This window comes from Janthinobacterium sp. EB271-G4-3-2 (assembly GCF_020858035.1).
In the GTDB taxonomy this organism is placed as follows: domain Bacteria; phylum Pseudomonadota; class Gammaproteobacteria; order Burkholderiales; family Burkholderiaceae_D; genus Janthinobacterium; species Janthinobacterium aestuarii.
Window position 1 is genome coordinate 247,490 of record NZ_JACYMG010000001.1, and the last position, 19,487, is coordinate 266,976.

18 protein-coding genes and 1 pseudogene are annotated in these 19,487 nt (G+C 66.8%); 13 read left to right on the forward strand and 6 right to left on the reverse strand.

Going from position 1 to position 19,487, the window contains the following annotated elements; genetic code table 11:
* Nucleotides 1–49 precede the first annotated feature (49 nt).
* The gene (locus IGS55_RS01060; RefSeq protein ID WP_230516562.1) at nucleotides 50–934 is read left to right on the forward strand and encodes a LysR family transcriptional regulator; all 885 of its coding nucleotides are present in this window, start codon (nucleotides 50–52) and stop codon (nucleotides 932–934) included.
* On the opposite strand, the gene IGS55_RS01065 is transcribed toward IGS55_RS01060, so the two are convergent.
* Both IGS55_RS01065 and IGS55_RS01070 read right to left on the reverse strand, forming a co-directional pair.
* Nucleotides 935–2,020: an ATP-binding protein gene (locus IGS55_RS01065; RefSeq protein WP_230516561.1), complete on the reverse strand. Its 1,086-nt coding sequence runs from the start codon at nucleotides 2,018–2,020 to the stop codon at nucleotides 935–937. It lies immediately after the preceding gene.
* Entirely contained in the window at nucleotides 2,020–2,769 is a 750-nt protein-coding gene (locus tag IGS55_RS01070; RefSeq protein WP_230516560.1) for a response regulator, read from the reverse strand. Before IGS55_RS01070 ends, IGS55_RS01065 begins: the two co-directional genes overlap by 1 nt.
* A gap of 134 nt (nucleotides 2,770–2,903) precedes the next feature.
* On the opposite strand from IGS55_RS01070, the gene IGS55_RS01075 reads away from it, so the two are divergent.
* Genes IGS55_RS01075 through IGS55_RS01085 form a run of 3 tightly spaced genes read left to right on the forward strand, consistent with a single transcriptional unit; the run spans nucleotide 2,904 to nucleotide 8,604 of the window.
* Nucleotides 2,904–4,067, forward strand: a complete 1,164-nt coding sequence (locus tag IGS55_RS01075) for an efflux RND transporter periplasmic adaptor subunit (RefSeq protein WP_230516559.1) — start codon at nucleotides 2,904–2,906, stop codon at nucleotides 4,065–4,067.
* A gap of 26 nt (nucleotides 4,068–4,093) precedes the next feature.
* A complete protein-coding gene (locus tag IGS55_RS01080; RefSeq protein ID WP_230516558.1) occupies nucleotides 4,094–7,240 on the forward strand; it encodes an efflux RND transporter permease subunit in 3,147 nt (1,048 codons plus the stop codon).
* Nucleotides 7,240–8,604 carry an efflux transporter outer membrane subunit gene (locus IGS55_RS01085; protein WP_230516557.1) on the forward strand — a complete coding sequence of 455 codons (1,365 nt, stop codon included), beginning with the start codon at nucleotides 7,240–7,242 and terminating at the stop codon, nucleotides 8,602–8,604. The genes IGS55_RS01080 and IGS55_RS01085 overlap by 1 nt, the downstream gene beginning before the upstream one ends.
* Before the next feature lie 9 nt (nucleotides 8,605–8,613).
* Here IGS55_RS01085 and IGS55_RS01090 read toward each other — a convergent pair whose 3' ends face one another.
* Nucleotides 8,614–9,183 carry an Hcp family type VI secretion system effector gene (locus tag IGS55_RS01090; protein ID WP_230516556.1) on the reverse strand — a complete coding sequence of 190 codons (570 nt, stop codon included), beginning with the start codon at nucleotides 9,181–9,183 and terminating at the stop codon, nucleotides 8,614–8,616.
* 21 nt (nucleotides 9,184–9,204) lie between these two features.
* A complete protein-coding gene (locus IGS55_RS01095; RefSeq protein WP_329958188.1) occupies nucleotides 9,205–9,552 on the reverse strand; it encodes a DUF6150 family protein in 348 nt (115 codons plus the stop codon).
* A 134-nt stretch (nucleotides 9,553–9,686) separates the two neighbouring features.
* Here IGS55_RS01095 and IGS55_RS01100 point away from each other — a divergent pair, with 134 nt between their 5' ends.
* From IGS55_RS01100 to IGS55_RS01140, 9 genes and pseudogenes are all read left to right on the forward strand, one after another.
* Nucleotides 9,687–11,336 (forward strand): DUF4394 domain-containing protein, encoded by a 1,650-nt coding sequence (locus IGS55_RS01100; protein WP_230516554.1) that lies wholly within the window; start codon nucleotides 9,687–9,689, stop codon nucleotides 11,334–11,336.
* Nucleotides 11,337–11,453: 117 nt separating this feature from the next.
* A complete protein-coding gene (locus tag IGS55_RS01105) occupies nucleotides 11,454–12,734 on the forward strand; it encodes an arsenic transporter (protein ID WP_230516553.1) in 1,281 nt (426 codons plus the stop codon).
* A gap of 59 nt (nucleotides 12,735–12,793) precedes the next feature.
* Nucleotides 12,794–13,378, forward strand: a complete 585-nt coding sequence (locus tag IGS55_RS01110) for a TetR/AcrR family transcriptional regulator (protein ID WP_230516552.1) — start codon at nucleotides 12,794–12,796, stop codon at nucleotides 13,376–13,378.
* Nucleotides 13,379–13,452: 74 nt separating this feature from the next.
* Nucleotides 13,453–14,553 carry an alkene reductase gene (locus tag IGS55_RS01115; protein ID WP_230516551.1) on the forward strand — a complete coding sequence of 367 codons (1,101 nt, stop codon included), beginning with the start codon at nucleotides 13,453–13,455 and terminating at the stop codon, nucleotides 14,551–14,553.
* A 31-nt stretch (nucleotides 14,554–14,584) separates the two neighbouring features.
* Nucleotides 14,585–14,968: a nuclear transport factor 2 family protein gene (locus IGS55_RS01120; RefSeq protein WP_230516550.1), complete on the forward strand. Its 384-nt coding sequence runs from the start codon at nucleotides 14,585–14,587 to the stop codon at nucleotides 14,966–14,968.
* Nucleotides 14,969–15,026: 58 nt separating this feature from the next.
* Nucleotides 15,027–15,656 carry an NAD-dependent dehydratase gene (locus tag IGS55_RS01125; RefSeq protein ID WP_230516549.1) on the forward strand — a complete coding sequence of 210 codons (630 nt, stop codon included), beginning with the start codon at nucleotides 15,027–15,029 and terminating at the stop codon, nucleotides 15,654–15,656.
* A gap of 47 nt (nucleotides 15,657–15,703) precedes the next feature.
* A pseudogene (locus tag IGS55_RS01130) lies at nucleotides 15,704–16,126 on the forward strand (GNAT family N-acetyltransferase); the annotation flags it as partial.
* 3 nt (nucleotides 16,127–16,129) lie between these two features.
* Complete coding sequence (locus IGS55_RS01135; protein ID WP_230516613.1) at nucleotides 16,130–16,738, forward strand: flavin reductase family protein; 609 nt, start codon at nucleotides 16,130–16,132, stop codon at nucleotides 16,736–16,738.
* Entirely contained in the window at nucleotides 16,722–18,023 is a 1,302-nt protein-coding gene (locus tag IGS55_RS01140; RefSeq protein ID WP_230516548.1) for a glycosyltransferase, read from the forward strand. Before IGS55_RS01135 ends, IGS55_RS01140 begins: the two co-directional genes overlap by 17 nt.
* A 9-nt stretch (nucleotides 18,024–18,032) precedes the next feature.
* Here the strand turns inward: IGS55_RS01140 and IGS55_RS01145 are convergent, their stop codons facing one another.
* Both IGS55_RS01145 and IGS55_RS01150 read right to left on the reverse strand, forming a co-directional pair.
* Entirely contained in the window at nucleotides 18,033–18,980 is a 948-nt protein-coding gene (locus tag IGS55_RS01145) for a DUF2145 domain-containing protein (RefSeq protein ID WP_230516547.1), read from the reverse strand.
* A complete protein-coding gene (locus IGS55_RS01150; RefSeq protein WP_034754765.1) occupies nucleotides 18,977–19,408 on the reverse strand; it encodes a hypothetical protein in 432 nt (143 codons plus the stop codon). The genes IGS55_RS01145 and IGS55_RS01150 overlap by 4 nt, the downstream gene beginning before the upstream one ends.
* Nucleotides 19,409–19,487 lie beyond the last annotated feature (79 nt).

Sequence of the window (19,487 nt, forward strand, 5' to 3'; positions counted from 1 at the left end):
CGATAAGATAGCTTATCCTGCATGTATTGCTGAATGAATCTCATGAATAATGGCTGACCTCAATGAATTGACGGCCTTTGCCGCCGTCGCCCGCCTGCGCAGTTTTCGCAAGGCGGCCCTGGAACGGGGCGTGTCCGCCTCCGCCCTCAGCCATGCGCTGCGCGCGCTGGAAGAGCGGCTGGGCGTGCGCCTGCTGAACCGCACCACGCGCAGCGTCACGCCGACGGAGGCGGGGCAGATGCTGCTGGCGCGGCTGGCGCCGGCCATGCGCGAAATCGATGATGCCTTGCTGGACCTGAGCACCTTGCAGGATGTACCTGCAGGCAAGCTGCGCCTGAACGTGCCCCGTCCCGCCGCCCGGCTGCTGCTCGCGCCCATGCTGGCCAGTTTTGTCGCCCGTTATCCGCGCGTGCAGGTGGAAGTGGTGACCGATGACGGCATGATCGATATCGTGCGCGATGGTTTTGACGCGGGCATCCGCTTCGGCGAGCAGGTGGCGGCCGACATGATCGCCGTGCCTGTCGGCGCGCCGCAACCGTTCGTGGTGGTGGGCTCGCCCGCTTACCTGGCCGTGCATGGCGCACCAAGCACGCCGCGCGCGCTGCTGAGCCACGCCTGCATAGGCCGGCGTTTTCCCAGCGGGCGCCAGTATGCGTGGGAGTTCGAGCAGGCAGGCGAGGGCTTCAGCATCGCCGTCGGCGGGCCGCTCGTGTTCGACGACGATGAATTGATGCTGCGTGCGGCCCGCGATGGCGCGGGGCTGGCGTATGTGTACGAAGCCGATGCGCGCGCCGATATCGCGGCGGGCCGCCTGGCGTGCGTGCTGGCGCGCTGCATGCCGCCGCCGCCCCGTTACTTCCTGTACTACCCGAGCCGGCGGCAGATGCCGGCCGTCCTGCGCGCCTTTGTCGACATGCTGCGCGCGCCGGCGTAGTCAGCCGGCGGGCGGCGGCGCCGCATGTTCGACCGGCCACTTGATGGTGAACAGGCTGCCACCCGCCTTGGCGCGTGTGCAGACGGCGCTGCCGCCGTGCGCGCGCGCGATGGCTTCGACGACGGCCAGGCCCAGGCCGCTGCCCGCATTCAGGTCGACCCTGGTGCTGTCGCCGCGGCGGAATGCTTCGAACACGTGCGGCGCCAGGTCTTCCGCGATGCCGGGGCCCGCGTCCTCGACGCTCAGGTAGTACTGGCCGGCCAGCACGCGGGTGCGCACGCGCAGCAGGCCCGGATGCGCATAGCGGCGCGCGTTGTCGAGCAGGGCCAGCACGATTTGCCGGATGCGCGCCGCGTCGCAGCAGACGGGATGGTCGGACAGGTGCAGCTGCAAGGTAAAACCGGCCGCTTCCATTTCCTGCGCCAGCAACCGGCCCACTTCCTCGATTTCCAGGGTCAGGTCCGTCCACGCCATGCGCAGCTGCATGTGGCCGCTGTCGGCCAGGCTCAGGGTGCGCAAGTCCTCGATCAGGCGGCCCAGGTCCTCGACTTGCGCCAGCAGGCTGGAAAACGGCACTTCCTCGGGCTTGAAGACGCCATCGACGACGCCCTGCAAGGTGCCGCGCAGGATGGTCACGGGCGTGCGCAGTTCGTGCGCGATGGCCGCATTCCACGTTTCGCTTTCCTTGGCGCCCCGCTGCAGGCGCTCGGCCATGCTGTTGAAGTTGTCGACCAGCATGGCCGTTTCGCCCAGGCTGCGGTCGCCGGCAAACGCGCGCGCGGACAGGTCGCCATGGGCCACGCGGCGCACGCTGTCCATCACGGAATTGATCGGTTTGAGGATGCGCGCGGCCAGCTTGAGGGCGAAAAAGGCCGCCAGGCCCAGGCCGAAGATGGTGATGGCGAAGATCCATAGCCATTCGACCGTGCTGGGCGACCAGTCGTCGGGCTCGGACAGCATGCCGGGATCGATCTTGAAGGCGATGGCGAAGAAGGTCCAGGAACCGATCCAGATGATCAGGATGCTGCACACCATCAGCACGGACATCGACAGGATGATCTGCCGGTTCAGGCCAGTGAAGCGCATCAGAGCTCGCTTTCCAGGCGGTAGCCCACGCCGCGCAGGCTGGCCGGCATGTTCATCACGCCCGCTTCTTCCAGCTTCTTGCGCAGCTTGCTGACGTGGCTGTCCACCGTGCGTTCCATCGAATTGCTCTCGGGCATGCACGACTCGAGCAATTCCAGGCGGCTGCAGACGCGGCGCGGCGTGCGCGCCAGGTGCGCCAGCAGGCGAAATTCCGTCAAGGTCAGGCTGAGCGCCACGGCCATGCCATCCTGCAGCACGCTGGCCACGTACGTTTCCTGGTCGATTTCGATGGGGCCGCAGCGCAGGCGCTGGCCGCCCACCGGGTGGTGGCGCACGCGCGAGCGGCGCAGCACGGCGGCCACGCGCGCCACCACTTCGGCCGGATTGAATGGCTTGATGATGTAGTCGTCGGCGCCCACGCGCAGGGCGGCCAGCTTGTCGGCATCCTGGTCGCGGGCTGTGAGCATGATGACGGGCGTCTCGCCGCGCCGGCGTACTTCGGCCAGCACGCCCCAGCCGTCGACCCTGGGCATTTGCACGTCGAGCAGCAGCAGGTCCGGCGCCAATGCCAGGTGCTGGTTCAGCGCTTCCTGGCCATCGAGCGCGAAGGCCGTGCGGTAGCCGTCGCGCTCGAGGTAACCGGCGAGGATGCGGGCGATTTGCGGTTCATCTTCGGCGATCAGGACGAGGGCGGAAGGCGGCGTGGTGGCAAGGAAGGAGGGCTGGCTGGCGCTGTGATGATAGTTCATGCAATTAGTCTAGCATTCTTCGCTGTCTCCATCGAATCTCCACATTTCTTTGACGGAACATCCACGCAAGGCTTTTATGCTGCGGCCTATCTGTCGACCGGACCGCCGGTTGGGATCTGCCATAGAGAAAGACCATGCATCCGAGCCACCTCACCAAGAAAAACATGTTGATCGCCGCGGCACTGTTCAGCCTTGCCGCCTGTTCCAAACCCGCGCCGGAAGAAGGCGCCGCGCCGCCCGCCGCCGTCACTGTGCTCAAGCTGCAGGCGGCGCCCGTCGTCCTCCGCGACGAATTGCCGGGCAGGGTGGCGGCTTTCCGCACGGCCGACATCCGCCCGCAAGTGGGCGGCATCGTGCTGCGCCGCCAGTTCGAGCAGGGCGCCGAAGTGAAAGCGGGGCAGAAGCTGTTCCAGCTGAACCCGGCGCCATTCCAGGCGGACGTCGATTCGGCCGCCGCCGCCCTGCAGCATGCGGTGGCCACGGCGAACCGCGCCAGCAGCCAGGCCGACAGGTTAAAACCGCTGGTCGAGGCGGACGCCATCAGCCGCCAGGCGTATGACGACGCCGTGGCCCAGCGCGAGCAGGCCGTGGCCACCGTGGCGCAGGCGCGGGCCAGCCTGGCGCGGCGCCGCCTGGACCTGGCCTTTGCCAGCATCGAGGCGCCCATTGCCGGGCGCATCGGCTCCGAACTGGTGACGGAAGGCGCGCTCGTGGGCCTGGCCGACGCCACGCCGATGGCGCGCATTCAGCAGATCGACAAGGTGTACGTCGACGTGCGCCAGCCGGCCGCCGCGTTGGCCGCCTTGCAAGCCTCGGGCAACGGCGGCGCGGACAAGCTGCCCGTGACCATTTTAGGCGCCGATGGCCAGCCGCATCCCGTCACGGGGCGCATCCTGTTCTCCGGCATCAGCGTCGATGCGGGCACGGGCGACGCCGTCGTCCGCGTGCTGGTCGACAATCCGCAGCGCCAGCTGCTGCCGGGGATGTTCGTGCGCGCGCGCATCGCCCGCGCCGTGCAGGAAAATGGCGTGCTGCTGCCGCAGCAGGCCGTCTTGCACAGCAGCGGCGGCCAGGCGCAGGCCTGGGTGCTCGACGGCACGAACAAAGCGAGCCTGAAAACGATCGCCGTGGGCGACGTGATCGACCACCAGTACGTGGTCAACGGCGGCCTGAAAGCGGGAGAAACCGTCGTCATCGAAGGCCAGGAACGCTTGCAGCCGGGCGCCACGGCCGCACCGCAGCCATGGAAGCGCGCCGCCGCCGTTGCCACCGCACCTGTCGTCAGTGCCGTGCGCTGACTCGTACATATTGAAAGTTTAACGACATGCCTCAATTTTTCATCAACCGCCCCGTCTTTGCGTGGGTGGTGGCGGTCTTCATCGTCCTGTTCGGACTGATCGCCATACCGCAATTACCGATTGCGCGCTTCCCTTCGGTGGCGCCGCCCAGCGTCAGCATCAGCGCCAACTACCCCGGCGCCACGCCGCAAACCATGAACGATTCCGTGGTCGGCTTGATCGAACGCGAACTGTCGGGCGTCAAGCACCTGCTGTATTTCGAGTCGTCCACCGATACGTCGGGCTCGGCCTCGATTACCGTCACCTTCCAGCCCGGCACCGATCCGGAAATGGCGCAGGTGGACGTGCAAAACCGCCTGAAAGCCATCGAACCGCGCCTGCCGCAAGCCGTGCGGCAAAATGGCTTGACGGTGGAATCGGCGTCGTCCGGCTTCCTGATGATCGTCAGTCTGATCTCCGACAATGGCCAGCACGATGAAGTGGCGCTGGGCGACTATCTGGCGCGCAACGTGACGGAAGAACTGCGCCGCATTCCCGGCGTGGGCAAGGTGCAGCTGTTCGGCTCCGAGCGGGCCATGCGCATCTGGGTCGATCCGGCCAAGCTGGTGTCGTACAACATCGCCATGGGCGAGCTGACGGCCGCCATCGCGCAGCAAAATGCGCAGATCGCCCCGGGCCGCCTGGGCGATTCGCCCGCCGTGCACGGCCAGCGCGTGACGATTCCGCTGACGGTGCAGGGCCAGCTGCAAACGCCGGCCGAATTTGCCGCCATCGTGCTGCGCGCGAATGCGGATGGCTCGAAAGTGACGATCGGCGACGTGGCGAAAGTGGCGCTGGGCGCGCAAAGCTTCAACTTCAGCATCCGTGAAAACGGGCAAGCCGCGTCGGGCGCCGCCATCATGCTGTCGCCCGGTGCCAACGCCGTGCGGACGGCCAGTGCCGTGCGTGCGCGCATGGCCGAACTGGCGCACACCATGCCGGCCGGGATCAAGTACTCGGTGCCGTTCGATACGGCGCCGTTCGTGAAAATCTCGATTGAAAAGGTCGTCGTCACCCTGCTGGAAGCGATGGTGCTGGTCTTCCTCGTCATGTATCTGTTCCTGCAAAAGATACGCTACACCCTGATTCCCGCCATCGTCGCGCCAATCGCGCTGATGGGCACCTTCACGGTCATGCTGATGGCCGGCTATTCCGTCAACGTGCTGACCATGTTCGGCATGGTGCTGGCCATCGGCATCATCGTCGATGACGCCATCGTCGTGGTGGAAGCCGTCGAGCGCCTGATGGCGACCGAGGGCCTGTCGCCGAAGGAAGCGACGTCGAAAGCCATGCGCGAAATCACCGGGGCGGTAGTGGGCATCACCCTGGTGCTGACGGCCGTGTTCATTCCGATGGCGCTGGCCAGCGGCTCCGTCGGTGCCATCTACCGCCAGTTCACGCTGGCCATGGCCGTGTCCATCCTGTTCTCGGCGTTCCTGGCCTTGACCCTGACGCCGGCCCTGTGCGCCACGATGTTGAAACCCATCGGACCGCATGACCATGATAAAAAAGGCTTCTTCCTGTGGTTCGACCGCGGTTTTGAGCGCATGACGGCGCGCTATGAAAAGGGCGTGGTGGCGATGGTGAAACGCGCGGGCCGCTCGATGGTGCTGTATGGCGCCATCGTCGCGGCGCTGGGCGTGGCTTTCATGCAGTTGCCGTCGGCCTTTTTGCCGGAAGAAGACCAGGGATACTTCATCACCTCGATCCAGCTGCCGTCCGACGCGACGATGGAGCGCACGCTCGACGTCGTCAAATTGTACGAGCAGCACGTGGCCACGCGGCCCGGCATCGAAGTGAACCAGTCTATTCTTGGCTTCAGCTTTTCCGGCGCAGGGCCGAACGCGGGCCTGGCGTTCACCATGCTGAAGGATTGGAAAGAGCGCAACGGCGCCACGGCGCAGGAAGAAGTGGCGCTGGCGCAGGCGGCCATGTCGCAGGCGAAGGAGGGCATGATCATGAGCCTGATGCCGCCCGCCATCGATGAACTGGGCAACTCGTCCGGCTTTTCCATGCGCCTGCAAGACCGCGCCAATCAGGGCATCGCGGCCATGCAGGCGGCGCAGAACCAGTTGCTGGGACTGGCCGCGCAAAGCAGCAAGGTGGCGGGCGTGTATCCGGACGGCTTGCCGCCCGGCGCCAGCGTGCGCCTCGACATCGACCGCACCAAGGCCGAAGCGCTGGGCGTGTCGTTTACGGCGATTGCCGACATGCTGACGGCGGCCATGGGCTCGACCTATGTCAACGATTTCCCCAACGCCGGCCGCATGCAGCAGGTGATCATCCAGGCCGATGCGCCGTCGCGCATGCAGTTGAACGACGTACTGGCCCTGCGCATCCGCAATAACGCGGGCGGCATGGTGGCGCTGGGTGAACTGGTGCGGCCCGTGTGGAGCGAATCTCCGCTGCAGCTGGTGCGCTACCAGGGTTATCCGGCGGCGCGCATTTCGGGCAGCGCGGCGCCGGGCGTATCGAGCGGCGACGCCATGCTGGAAATGGAACGGCTCGTGAAACAGCTGCCACCGGGCTTTGCGCTGGCGTGGACGGGCCAGTCGCTGCAAGAGAAGGAATCGGCCTCGCAGGCGCCCATGCTGATGGCGCTGTCGATGCTGGTGGTCTTCCTCGTGCTGGCGGCCCTGTATGAAAGCTGGTCGATTCCCGTCTCCGTGATGCTGGTCGTGCCTTTGGGCTTGCTGGGCGCCGTGCTGGCCGTGATGTTGCGCGGCATGCCGAACGACGTGTTCTTCAAGGTGGGCATGATCACGATCATCGGCCTGTCGGCGAAGAATGCGATTCTGATCGTCGAATATGCGCGCCAGCTGCAGGCGCAAGGCAAGGGCTTGGTCGAGGCGACGGTGGAAGCGGCCCGCTTGCGCTTGCGCCCGATTTTGATGACGTCATTGGCGTTCGCGCTGGGCGTGGTGCCGCTGATGCTGGCCACGGGCGCCAGCGCCGAGACGCAGCACGCGATCGGCACGGGCGTGTTTGGCGGCATGATCACCGCCACCGTGCTGGCCGTGTTTTTCGTGCCCGTGTTCTTTGTCGTGGTGCTGGGCGCCGTCGACAAGATGAGTAGTTATTTCAACAAACGCAGTCATCGCATCGCCGTCAAGGCGGTGGAAGGAGAGTTGTAATGCGTTTATTCTTTATTGCGCCGCTGGCCGCGCTGGCCTTGTCGGCGTGTTCCCTGACGCCGCCGCTGGTCAAGCCGGCGGCGCCGATACCGGCCAGCTATGGGGAAGTCTCCGCGTCAGATAGCGCCGCGGACCTGGGCTGGCGCCAGATGCTGCTCGATGCGCGGTTGCAGCGCCTGGTCGACATCGCGCTGGAAAACAACCGCGATTTACGCGTGGCGGCCCTCAACGTGGAGGCCGTGCGGGCCCAGTACCAGATCCAGGATGCGGGCCGCTATCCGGCCATCGGCGCGAATGCGGGCGGCGTGCGCCAGCGCGGCGCCGATGCGGTAACGCAAAACCAGTTCACGGCCGGCATTGCCATGAGCGCGTTCGAGATCGACTTGTTCGGCCGCCTGCGTTCCCTGTCGGATGCCGCGTTTGCGCGCTACCTGGCCACGCAGCAGGGCCAGCGCGCCGCGCGCATGGCCCTGATCGGCGCCGTGGCCGATGCGTATCTGGAGCAGCGGCTGGCGGAAGAGCAGCTGGCGCTGGCGCGGCAAACCCTGCTCGACTGGCGCCAGGCCTTGCTCCTGACGCAGCGCCTGCACGGCGCGCAGCAGGGCAGCGGCCTGGATGTGGCGCAGGCGGAAGGGCAGGCCGCGACGGCGGAAGCGGACGTGCAGGCGCGCGAACGGGCCAGTCTACTTTCGCGCAACAACCTGGAATTGCTGCTGGGCGCGCCGTTGCCCGTCGATTTGCCGGCTGGCCGCGCACTTGATGGGCAGCCCGTGCTGACGCAGCTGCCGCCCGGCCTGCCGTCGGACTTGCTGGCGCGCCGGCCCGACATCCTGCAGGCGGAATATGCGCTGGTGGCGGCGAATGCGGAAATCGGCGCCGCCCGCGCCGCCTTCTTCCCGCGCCTGTCCCTGACGGCGTCGCTGGGTTTTGCCAGCCCGGAGCTTGGTGACCTGTTCCGCGGCAGCGCGCGCAGCTGGTCGTTCGCGCCGCAAGTGACGCAGCCGCTGTTCCAGGGCGGCCAGCTGCGCGCGGAACTGCAACTGTCGCGCTTGCGCAAGGACGTGGCCGTGCTGCAGTACGAGCAGGCGATCCAGGCGGCCTTCCGCGACGTGCGCGACGGCCTGGCCGGCAGCGCCACGTATGCGCAGCAGATCGATGCGCAACAGCGCGTGGTGGTGGCGGCGCAGCAGCGCCAGCGCCTGTCGCAGCTGCGCTACGACGCGGGCCAGGACAGCCGCCTGGAATTGCTCGACGCGCAGCGTCAGTCGTATGCGGCGCAGCAAGCCTTGCTTGACGCACGGCGCGACCAGTTCAAGTCGGCCGTGGCCTTGTACAAGGCGCTGGGGGGAGGGCTGGAGGAGTAGGCGCCTTGCTTAGCCCGTGAAGGCGCCGATGGGCCGGTTGCGCGCCAGGCTCCAGCCCGTCGTGTGTTGTGGGCCGGGCTTGCCGTCGGCCTGCTGCACGCTGTGGCTCCAGAGGATTTCCGTGAAATTCAGCTTGAACTGCTCGGTCGGCATGTCATCGGGATGGGTTTGCAGCTGGATTTCGCTGATGATGGCGTCGCGCAGCCAAATGGTCATGATGCTGGCCGTCTTGTCGCCCGAGTCGCGGGCGATATACAGTTTGGTTGGCTGGTCCGCGCCCGTGCCCAGCGGCTTGGCTCGCAGGCACAGGTCGTACAAGTTGACCGAGGTCCGGTCGACATATTTGACACAGGTAAATTCCGTGATCACGGGCCGCCCCGACGTGCGAGCAGAATTGCTGACGTCCGTCGTTATTTGCTGCTTCATGCCCTGGTGCAGCGAGACCAGCTCGATGCATGGTCCCATGCCCTGCAGCGCAGCGGCGTCGCGCCAGATGGCGACGATGCCGGCATTGTCACCATCCGGCGTCTTGCCGAACACGAGTTCCCCGTTGCCGGGTTCCAGCAAGATCAAATCCATGACGAGCTCCTCCGCTTGATGTCAGCTGCCGCCGTGCGACAGGCAGCCCTTGAGCCGATGTGGCCGGGTCCAACCCGCTTCGCTGGCGTGGTCGACAAAACTGATGGTCAGCTGCGCGAAGCCTTGCGAGGTGAAATACACGCTGGCCGTTGCATCCTGGCGCTCACGGGTGATGAACCACTGTGCGTCGCCATGCGCCAGGCCCCAGCTGGCCACGCGGTGCACCAGCAAGTCGGCATTGCCACGCTGCGCGATGGCCACCCGCACGTCGGCTTCGCCCATGTTGTTTGTCTGATAGATGCGCGCCACTTTCCTGACCCCAGTTTCAATCGTGCCTGCGACTATACACCGATTAAGTTGCCTAAACACAAGCATAAATTGCGCCGAAATAATTTATTTTGCATCACTGCATCCAAACGCGGGCACGGCGAGTAGTACAGGGGTGCGCTCGCCGCAACGGCGGCATGAGCGGCACCTCCACTCACTCTATCGGGACCACGACCATGTCACCACTGCCAACCTTGCCATACGCCAAGCTGCTGCTTGTTTCCGCCGTCGCCATGACCCTGTCCGCTTGCGGCGGCGGCAGCGACCACGACGATGTTGTCGTCACGCCACCGCCGCCCGTGGTGGCGGCTGGCGATGTCTTCGTGCTCACCGCCAGCAACAAGCTGCTGTCATTCGACCGCGCCACGCCGGCCACCATCCGCACCACGGCCACCGTCACGGGCTTGCAGGCCGGCGAAAACCTGCTGGGCATCGATTTCCGTCCCGCCGATGGCCAGCTGTATGGCGTCGGCAGCACGGGCCGCATCTACACCCTGAATGGCGTGACGGGCGCCGCCACCGTCAAAGCCACCCTGGCCGCCGATGCGGGCGATGCGACGGCGCCTTACACGGCGCTGGCCGGCACGGAGTTCGGCGTCGATTTCAACCCCGTCGCCGACCGCCTGCGCATCGTCAGCAACACGGGGCAGAGCCTGCGCATCAATGTCGATACCGGCGCGACCACGACAGATGGCAATATCAACGGCGGCGCAGCGAATACGGCCATCACGGCGGCCGCCTATACGAACAGCTTTGCCGGCACGGCCAGCACCACTTTATTTGTCATCGATGGGGCCAATGCCACCCTGTACACGCAAAATCCGCCCAATAACGGCACCCTGGCCAGCGCCGTGCCGCTGGGCGTGGCGGCCACCGGCGTGGCCGGCTTCGACATCGATGCGCGCACGAATACGGGCTACGCCGTCATGACGGTGGCCGGCGCGCGCAATCTGTACACCTTGAACCTGGCCGCGGCCACGGCGCCGGCGACCCTGGTGGCGGCCATCGGCGTGGCGGAAGAACTGCGCGGCATCGCCTTGAGAGCGCCGGCCGCGCCCGTCGCCTACGGCTTGACGGACGACGCCCGCATCGTCACCTTCAAGACGGCCACGCCGAACACCCTGGACGCCAACGTGGCCGTGACGGGCCTGGCGGCGGGCGAGCGCCTGCTGGGCTTTGACATCCGTCCCAAGGATGGCTTGCTGTACGGGATATCGTCGACGGGGCGCATCGTCACCATCGACCCGGCGACGGGTGCGGCCGCCGTCAAGGCGGCGCTCACCGCCGATGCGGCGGACACGAGCGCGCCGTACACGGCCATCGCCGGCACGGCCTTTGGCGTCGATTTCAACCCCGTCGCCGACCGCCTGCGCGTGATCGGCAACGCGGGGCAAAGCCTGCGCATCAATGTCGACACGGGCGCCACCACCACCGACGGCGCCGTCAACCGCGCGGGCGCGGCGCCGAGCGTGACGGCCGCCGCCTATACCAACAGCTTTGCCGGCACCACGGCGACCATGCTGTTCGATATCGACACGGCCAGCGCGGCGCTCGCCCTGCAAAATCCCCCCAACGACGGCACTTTGGTGAATGTCGGCGCGCTGGGCGTGGCTGTGGCGGGCGACGTGGGCTTCGATATCGCCGGTGGCGCCAACGGCCTGGCCCTGGCGGCCTTGCGCACGTCGGCCACAGGACCGAGCTCGCTGTACCGCATCGACCTGGCGACGGGTGTCGCCGTGCTGAGCGGCGGTGCGGCCACGCCGGCCGCTTCCGCCATCGGCAATGGGGCGGTGGGGCTGGTCGATATCGCCATCGCGCTGAAGTAAGGAAGTACGCCGCAGCTTTGCTTTGATTCAATAATTCCAGTATTATAGAATTATTGTTGATATTCAATGGCTGCGGCGCATGGTGCCCGCGATGCCGCATACACGGGACCTCGCCCCATGCTCACCGCTTTCCTCATCTTTCTCGCCACCTTAATCCTCGTCATCTGGCAGCCGCGCGGCCTGGGTATTGGCTGGAGCGCCGTCATCGGCGCCTGTGTCGCCTTGCTGGCCGGCGTGATCCACTGGGGCGACATTCCCGTCGTCTGGCATATCGTGTGGAACGCTACGGGCACGTTTGTTGCCGTGATCATCATCAGCCTGCTGCTGGACGCGGCCGGCTTCTTCGAGTGGGCCGCGCTGCATGTGGCGCGCTGGGGCGGGGGCAGCGGCAGAAAACTGTTCGTGCTGCTGGTCTTGCTGGGCGCGCTCGTCTCCGCCGTGTTCGCCAATGACGGCGCCGCGCTGATCCTGACGCCCATCGTCATCGCCATGCTGCGGGCGCTGAAATTTTCCGCCAGGGCCACCCTGGCCTACGTGATGGCGGCCGGCTTCATCGCCGACACGGCCAGCCTGCCGCTCGTGGTGTCGAACCTGGTGAATATCGTGTCGGCCGATTTTTTCAAGATCGGCTTTGCCGAGTACGCTGCCGTGATGGTGCCCGTCAACGTCGTCGCCGTGCTGGCGACCTTGGCCGCCTTGCTGCTCTTTTTCCGCAAGGATATCCCCCGCGACTACGAAGTCGCGCAGCTGAAACGCCCTGACGCCGCCATCCGCGACCTGGGTACCTTCCGCGCCGGCTGGCTGGTGCTGGCGCTGCTGCTGGTGGGATTTTTCTCGCAGGAGCACCTGGGCGTGCCCATCAGCCTGATCGCGGCCGTGGGCGCCGCGCTGCTGCTGGTGGTGGCCGGCAGGGGCCATGTGATTTCCACGCGCCACGTGCTGCGCCATGCGCCGTGGCAGATCGTCGTCTTTTCGCTGGGTATGTATCTGGTCGTGTACGGCTTGCGCAATGCGGGCTTGACGGCTTACCTGACGGGCATGCTGAACCACTTCGCCCAGTACGGCGTGTGGGGCGCGGCCATGGGCACGGGCGTGCTGACGGCCTTGCTGTCGTCCGTGATGAACAACTTGCCGACGGTGCTCGTGGGCGCGCTGGCCATCGACCCGACGACGGCGCAGGGGGCCGTGCGCGAAGCGATGATTTACGCGAACGTCATCGGCAGCGATCTGGGGCCGAAGATCACGCCCATTGGCAGCCTGGCTACCTTGCTGTGGCTGCACGTGCTCGACAGCAAGAATATCCACATTTCCTGGGGCTACTATTTCCGCGTCGGCATCGTGCTGACCGTGCCCGTGCTGCTCGTGACCCTGGCCGCGCTGGCGCTGCGCCTCGGGTGATGGCGGAGTAGGGGATAGTTTACTAGACGACCGGTCAGATTTTTTGCTATACTGGCCGCATGAGCAAAAAATCCTCCGCCGACATGCGCCAGCACCTGATCGACATCGCCAAGGCCCTGATGGCCGAGAAGGGCTATACGGCCGTGGGCCTGGCCGAACTGGTGGCGGCGGCCGGCGTGCCGAAAGGCTCGTTCTACTATTACTTCAAGTCGAAGGAAGAGTTTGGCCAAGCCTTGCTCGACGACTATTTCACCACCTATCTGCAAACGGTCGACGCCTTGCTGGACGGCCCGGGCACCGCCCGCGAGCGCCTGCTCGCGTATTTTGACTACTGGAGCGCGACCCAGGCCGGCAGCGCCCCGGAAGGCAAATGCCTGGTGGTCAAGCTGGGCGCGGAAGTGTGCGACCTGTCCGTGGACATGGGCGCCGTGCTGCAGCAGGGCACGGGCGCCATCCTGGATCGCCTGACGCAGTGCGTGAAAGCGGGTCACCTCGACGGTTCCGTGGCGGCGGCAACGCCGGCGCGCGTGCTGGCCGAATCGCTGTATCAGCTGTGGCTGGGCGCTTCCCTGATGGTCAAGGTGGCCAGGAACGGCGGGCCGTTCGACGCGGCCATGTTAACCACGCAACGGCTGCTGGCGTAGCCGTTTTTTTAATCATTAGCTAGACGACCGGTCAGTTATTTCCGGTTTTTCTCATGGAATATGAAAGCAATACGATGACCGAACAGCATGAAAGCGATTTATTTTCTCCCCTCGAGCTGGGTGCGCTGGCCCTGGCCAACCGCATCGTCATGGCGCCGCTCACGCGCAGCCGCATGGGCGACGATGGCGTGCCGAACGCCATGCACGCCGAGTACTACGCCCAGCGCGCCAGCGCCGGCCTGATCATCAGCGAGGCGACGAATATTTCGCCGCAGGGGCGCGGCTACGCCCTGACACCGGGCATCTGGTCGGACGAGCAGGTGGCGGGCTGGAAGCTGGTCACGGATGCCGTGCATGCGGCCGGCGGCAAGATCGTTTGCCAGCTGTGGCATGTGGGGCGGTTTTCGCATACGAGCCTGCAGCCAGATGGCGCCGCGCCCGTCGCGCCTTCCGCCATCCGCGCCGAGGGCAGCACCTATACGGCCAGCGGCATGCAGCCCGTGTCGATGCCGCGCGCGCTGGAGACGCAGGAAATCGCCGGCATCGTCGCCCAGTATGCGCATGCGGCCGCATGCGCGCTGCGCGCCGGTTTCGACGGCGTCGAGGTGCATTCGGCCAATAGCTACCTGCTCGACCAGTTCCTGCGCGATTCCACCAACCGGCGCACGGACGCTTATGGCGGCAGCATCGACAACCGCGCGCGGCTGACGCTGGAAGTGACGCAAGCCGTGGTGGACATCTGGGGCGCAGCGAGGGTGGGCATCCGTTTGTCGCCCGTCACGCCCGACGCGGGCAACACGCCCGTCGACAGCGGCGTGATGGCCACCTATGGCTATTTGATCGGACAGTTGAACCGTCACGGGCTGGCCTATCTGCACTTCGTCGAGGGCGCCACGGCCACCTCGCGCGACGTGCCCGACGGCGTCGACCTCGACGCGTTGCGGGCGCTGTTCGATGGCCCCTACATCGGCAACAACCATTACGACCTGCAGCTGGCGCTGGCGCGCCGCGCCGCCGGCAAGGTCGATGCGGTGGCCTTCGGCCGTCCCTTCATCGCCAACCCGGACCTCGTGGCGCGCCTGCGCCATGGCGTGGCGCTGGCCGTGGCGCCGCGCGCGGCGTATTACGGCGGCGGCGCCGTCGGCTACACCGACTGGCCCGCCAGCCAGTGCTGATTTTTCTTTTCACCCACCCAAGGAGCGCAACATGAACAACACCACTTATGTGCAGGACTACCAGGCCATCGTCGCCGTGCTGAATCAATACAATGCGGGCGGGGCGCAGGCCGACAGCGGCATCATGCGCCCGGCCTTCAGCAGCGAGGCCACCATGTTCGGCGTCGACGGCGAAGACAAGCTGACGGGCGGGCCCATCGAAGGCCTGTTCGAGATCATCGACAGCGCGTTCCGGCCATCGCCGCAGGCAAAGGCGGCCATCGCGCGGATCGATATCGTGGGCACGGCGGCCAGCGCGCGCGTCGACACGGATGATATTTCGGGTTTCCGCTTCACCGACTTTTTCAATCTGCTCAAAGTGCAGGGCGAGTGGACCATCGTGAGCAAGATCTATCACACGCACGCGGGCGCCTGATGCGCTGCCTGGGCGCCCGATGCTGTATCGTGTGGCGTCCGGCATGCGGGGAGAATGAATGAAACTGATACTGATAGGCGCCACGGGCCTGGTGGGCCGCGAAGTGCTGCGCCTGGCGCTGATGGATAAGCGCGTCACGGCCATCGTCGCGCCCGTGCGCAAGCCCTTGCCGGCGCATCCCAAATTGGACGCGCCGCTCGTCGATTTCGACCGCTTGCCGGCGGACGCGCCCTGGTGGCAGGCGGACGCCGTCATCTGTACCCTGGGCACGACCATGAAGGCGGCGGGCACGCGGCAAGCGTTCCGCAGCGTCGACCATGACTATCCGCTGGCCGCGGCGCGGCTGGCGCTGGCGACCGGCACGCGCGCGTATGCGCTCAATTCCGCCGCCGGCGCCAACGCGGCCTCGCGCTTTTTCTACAACCGCGTCAAGGGAGACTTGGAAGGCGACCTCGAAGCGCTGGGCTTTGCATCGCTGACCCACGTGCGGCCGGGACTGATCGGCGGCGAACGCGAGGAGGTGCGGGCGGGCGAGGGCGCGGCCCTGCGCGTCCTGCGCGTGCTCGGTCCCGTGCTGCCGCGCCGCTGGCGCATCAATCCCGCGCCGCGTATCGCCAGCGCCTTGCTGGAAGCGGCGCTGGCCGGCACGCCGGGCGTGCACGTCGTCGGCCCGGAACAGCTGGCTTGAGCGCGCGCCCCTTATAATTGCCATTCATGTTTTTTTAAGTACAAAAAATGCAAACAGTGCGTCCTTACCAGGCCGGCGACCGCGACGCCTGCCTGGCCCTTTTCGACGGCAATACGCCGCGCTTTTTCGACCCGTCCGAGCGCGCGGACTTTGCCGCCTGGCTGGAAAATTCGACACATCCGTATCTGGTCATCGAACGCGACGGACGCATCGTCGCCTGCGGCGGCCATGCGCTGGACGGGGGCGGCACGGTGGCCAGCCTGTGCTGGGGCATGGTGGCGCAGGATCTGCACGGCCAGGGCCTGGGCCGCGCGCTGACGCAGGCGCGCCTGGACGCCATCCGCGCCGTGCCGGGCGTGACCGAGGTGAGCATGAACACCGGCCAGCACACGCAGGCCTTTTATGCGCGTTTCGGCTTTGAGACAGTCAAGGTGACGCCGGACGGCTTCGGGCCCGGCATCGACCGGTGGGACATGGTTCTGTCGCTGAAAAACGGGGACGATGCCCATCTCCACGTCGCCGCCGTGCCGCTGGAAAAAGCCTATCGCCTGCTCAATCACGGCCCGTCCATCCTCGTCTCGGCCCGCCATGGCGGCATCGATAACGTGATGGCCGCCGCCTGGGCCTGCGCCCTCGATTTCGCGCCGCCGAAACTGACCGTGGTGCTGGACAAGGCAACGCGCACGCGCGCGCTGGTCGAAGGCAGCGGCACGTTCGTCATCCAGGTGCCGACGGCGGCGCAGCTGCAACCGACCCACGCCGTCGGCACGCACAGCCTCGATGCGCAGCCCGACAAACTGGCGCGCGCCGGCGTGCGGCTGTTTCACATGGACGGCTTTGATTTGCCGTTCGTGGCCGGATGTTCGGCCTGGCTGGCCTGCCGTTTGATCCCCGAGCCGCACAACCAGACCGCATATGACCTGTTCATCGGCGAAGTGGTGGGCGCCTGGGCCGACACGCGCGTGTTCCGAGACGGGCACTGGCATTTCGAAGACGCCGATCCCTCCTGGCGCAGCCTGCATTACATCGCCGGCGGGCGCTTCTATGCGATCGGCGAGGCGCTCGATGCTGTCCCGAGCTGACGCGCTGGCGGACCAGGCCGCCGCCACGCCGCTCGTCATCGTCGCCAGCAGCGGCACCGGCGGCGACATGCAACCGTTTATCGCGCTGGCGCAGGGTTTGCAGCAGCGGGGGCGGCGCGTGCTGCTGCTGGTGCCGGGCTGGCAGGAAGCGGCAGCGCAGGCGTCAAGGCTGCCGTATCACACCTTTGGCAGTGCGGCAGAGGGCCAGGCCATGCTGGGCGACCCGGGCCTGTGGGATGAACGCAAGGGCTGGGGCTTGGTGTGGCGCGGCCTCGTGCCGCACCTGGGCGCCGTGCGCGGCATCGTGCAAGGCTTGCCGGATGCTGAAGATTGCGTGGTGCTGTGCCACCCCTTCCTCGTGCCGATGGCCGCCCTGGCACGCTCGGCACGCCCGGGTCTGCGCATCGTCGCGGCCTATCTGGCGCCATCGAATTTGTGCAGCAGCCATGATTTCCTGGCGGCCGGCTCGCTGCGCGTTCCCGCCTGGGTGCCGCTGGCCTGGCGCCAGGCCCTGTGGCGGCTGATCAACCGCAGCATGGTCGACCCGGTGCTGCTGCCTGGCCTGAACGGGGCGCGCGCGCAGCACGGACTGCCGCCCGAAGCGCATTTTTTTGCGCACATGCTGGCCGCGCCGGATGCCTCGCTGGGGCTGTTTCCGGCCTGGTTCGCCGCCCCGCAGGCGGACTGGCCGCCGCATTTCGTGCAAACTGGTTTCGCCGGCGCCGCCACGCATGGCGCTGCGGCCCTGCCGCCGGAGCTGGAACGCTTTCTGGGCCAGGGCGAGCCGCCCATCGTGTTTACGCCCGGTACCGGGCACCAGCACGCGCAGCGCTATTTCAGCGTCGCCCTGGAAGTGTTGCGGCGGCTGGGGCGGCGCGGCCTGTTCCTCACGCCGCATGCGGCGCAAGTGCCGCAGGATTTGCCGGCCAGCGTCATGTGGCAGGCGCACGTGCCGTTTGCTGCCCTGTTGCCGCGCGTGGCGGCCGTGGTGCACCATGGCGGCATCGGCACCAGCGCGGATGCTTTCCGCGCGGGCATTCCGCAACTGATCGTGCCGTTCGCGTACGACCAGTTCGATAATGGCTGGAGGGTCAAACGGCTCGGCGTGGGGGATGTCTTGCTGGCCAGGCGTCTGTCGGCGGGACGCATGCAGCGGCAGCTGGCTCGCCTGCTTGCCGCGCCCGGGGTCCAGCTGGCGTGCGGCGAGGTGGCTCGCAGGATGGGGCAGGGGCTCGAACCATCGCGCCTGCTTGACCAGGTCGAAGCGGCGCTGGCCGCTGCTTAGGGACTGTCGTCAGGGACTGTCGTGCGGCGTATCGTCGAGGGCGATGACCCGGTCGTTCGCGCCGGGCACGCAGCCGTCGGCGATCGCATCCCAGCCCCGGTGCACCACGACCTGCTTGCCGTCGTGGCAGATTTCCACGCGTTCGCTGGCGGGCAGGCGCTGGCGCGCGAACGCTTCCAGGCTGGCCGGCAGGCTCACTGCCAGCCGCATCGTGCCGATGGCTTCCGGCGGGTGGTCGTCCATGTGCACGAGGGGCACGAAGATGGAACCGAGCATCAGCCAGCGCGCACCCACGTCGACGGGGGCGGGCGCATACGGCGCGGCGCGCAGCCAGTCCTGGGAGCGGGCGCGCAAGTCGCCGCCCGCGTCCAGTTCGCCCCAGGCGGCGGCCAGCATTTCCACCACCCACTGATTGCAATTCTGGTATTTCAGGCTGTAAGCATAGGCATTGGCGCTGTAGCGGCCCGCCAGCAACTGCTGCACGCGCACGGGGTCGAGCAGGGCGCGGCGCAGGGGCGGCACGGTTTCCGCCGGCAGTTTCACGAGCGAGATGTAGCCGAGCGATGGATTTTCCGTGCCCATGGCGAAACCGGCCGTGCCCTGGTCGAAGATGCGCGGGCGGCCTTCGTCGCAGGCGTAGTACAGCTGGCGCGCGGACCAGCCGCTGTCGTTGTCGTGGCGCCAGGCCAGCGCGGCGTGCGAATAGCGGATGCCGAAGCGGGCCAGGTCCAGGCCCGAGCGGCTGATCAGGGCCACGCCGCCTTCGCTGGCGGCCAGTTCTTCGCGCACGACGGCGGCAAAGCGCAACAGGCGATCCTGTTCCGTGGTCGTGAGTTCCTGCGCGCGGTCGCAAAAGCGTGATGAGGCGAGCGAAGTGCCCGCCTGCGCGGCGCCGGCGCTGAAGATGGCGCAAACGCCCAGCAGCAGTGCCGGGCGGCGCGGGAGAAAACGAATCAAAGGCTGACGGGACGCGTGGCCATTTCGCCGTACCAGTCGTCGGCCAGCACGAGGAAGAAGGCGGCGCGCGTGTCGTTGCGCGAGAATTCGATGCCGTAGGCGCGGTTTTGCGCATGCACCACGTCGCCCTGCGCCAGCTGCTGCTTGTCGAGCGCCGCTTGCGGCAAGTCCAGCACCAGCGGCGTTGCCGTGGCGTCGGCCTGCATGGTCAGGCGCGTCATGCCGTTGCGGCCCGGCAAGGCGGCCACGTCGATGATGCGGTAGGGGCCATTGGCGACCTTGTTGTCGCGCGACGAGCTGTTGCTCGAACCGTTGAGCGAATCGGAAATGCTGCCGCTCGACTGGGAGCCGGCGCTGGAGGCCGAGGAAACGAAGCTGTCGGCGTTGGCGTTGCACGCCATGGTCAGAGCTGCGGCCAGGCCGAGCATGCGTAAGGAGGTAGTCAAGGCAGTTTTCCAGTGGACATCAATGAAAGCGGACCGGGTCCATCCCGGCCCGTCCCATCAT

What these genes read in the sequence shown, in the direction of transcription:
- IGS55_RS01120 (WP_230516550.1), top strand. Translation starts at nt 14,585, where the DNA reads ATGAACAACACCACTTATGTGCAGGACTACCAGGCCATCGTCGCCGTG.
- IGS55_RS01105 (WP_230516553.1), top strand. Translation starts at nt 11,454, where the DNA reads ATGCTCACCGCTTTCCTCATCTTTCTCGCCACCTTAATCCTCGTCATC.
- IGS55_RS01135 (WP_230516613.1), top strand. Translation starts at nt 16,130, where the DNA reads ATGGTTCTGTCGCTGAAAAACGGGGACGATGCCCATCTCCACGTCGCC.
- IGS55_RS01115 (WP_230516551.1), top strand. Translation starts at nt 13,453, where the DNA reads ATGACCGAACAGCATGAAAGCGATTTATTTTCTCCCCTCGAGCTGGGT.
- IGS55_RS01110 (WP_230516552.1), top strand. Translation starts at nt 12,794, where the DNA reads ATGAGCAAAAAATCCTCCGCCGACATGCGCCAGCACCTGATCGACATC.
- IGS55_RS01125 (WP_230516549.1), top strand. Translation starts at nt 15,027, where the DNA reads ATGAAACTGATACTGATAGGCGCCACGGGCCTGGTGGGCCGCGAAGTG.
- IGS55_RS01085 (WP_230516557.1), top strand. Translation starts at nt 7,240, where the DNA reads ATGCGTTTATTCTTTATTGCGCCGCTGGCCGCGCTGGCCTTGTCGGCG.
- IGS55_RS01070 (WP_230516560.1), bottom strand. Translation starts at nt 2,769, where the DNA reads ATGAACTATCATCACAGCGCCAGCCAGCCCTCCTTCCTTGCCACCACG.
- IGS55_RS01080 (WP_230516558.1), top strand. Translation starts at nt 4,094, where the DNA reads ATGCCTCAATTTTTCATCAACCGCCCCGTCTTTGCGTGGGTGGTGGCG.
- IGS55_RS01100 (WP_230516554.1), top strand. Translation starts at nt 9,687, where the DNA reads ATGTCACCACTGCCAACCTTGCCATACGCCAAGCTGCTGCTTGTTTCC.
- IGS55_RS01090 (WP_230516556.1), bottom strand. Translation starts at nt 9,183, where the DNA reads ATGGATTTGATCTTGCTGGAACCCGGCAACGGGGAACTCGTGTTCGGC.
- IGS55_RS01075 (WP_230516559.1), top strand. Translation starts at nt 2,904, where the DNA reads ATGCATCCGAGCCACCTCACCAAGAAAAACATGTTGATCGCCGCGGCA.
- IGS55_RS01140 (WP_230516548.1), top strand. Translation starts at nt 16,722, where the DNA reads ATGCTGTCCCGAGCTGACGCGCTGGCGGACCAGGCCGCCGCCACGCCG.
- IGS55_RS01060 (WP_230516562.1), top strand. Translation starts at nt 50, where the DNA reads ATGGCTGACCTCAATGAATTGACGGCCTTTGCCGCCGTCGCCCGCCTG.
- IGS55_RS01065 (WP_230516561.1), bottom strand. Translation starts at nt 2,020, where the DNA reads ATGCGCTTCACTGGCCTGAACCGGCAGATCATCCTGTCGATGTCCGTG.
- IGS55_RS01150 (WP_034754765.1), bottom strand. Translation starts at nt 19,408, where the DNA reads ATGCTCGGCCTGGCCGCAGCTCTGACCATGGCGTGCAACGCCAACGCC.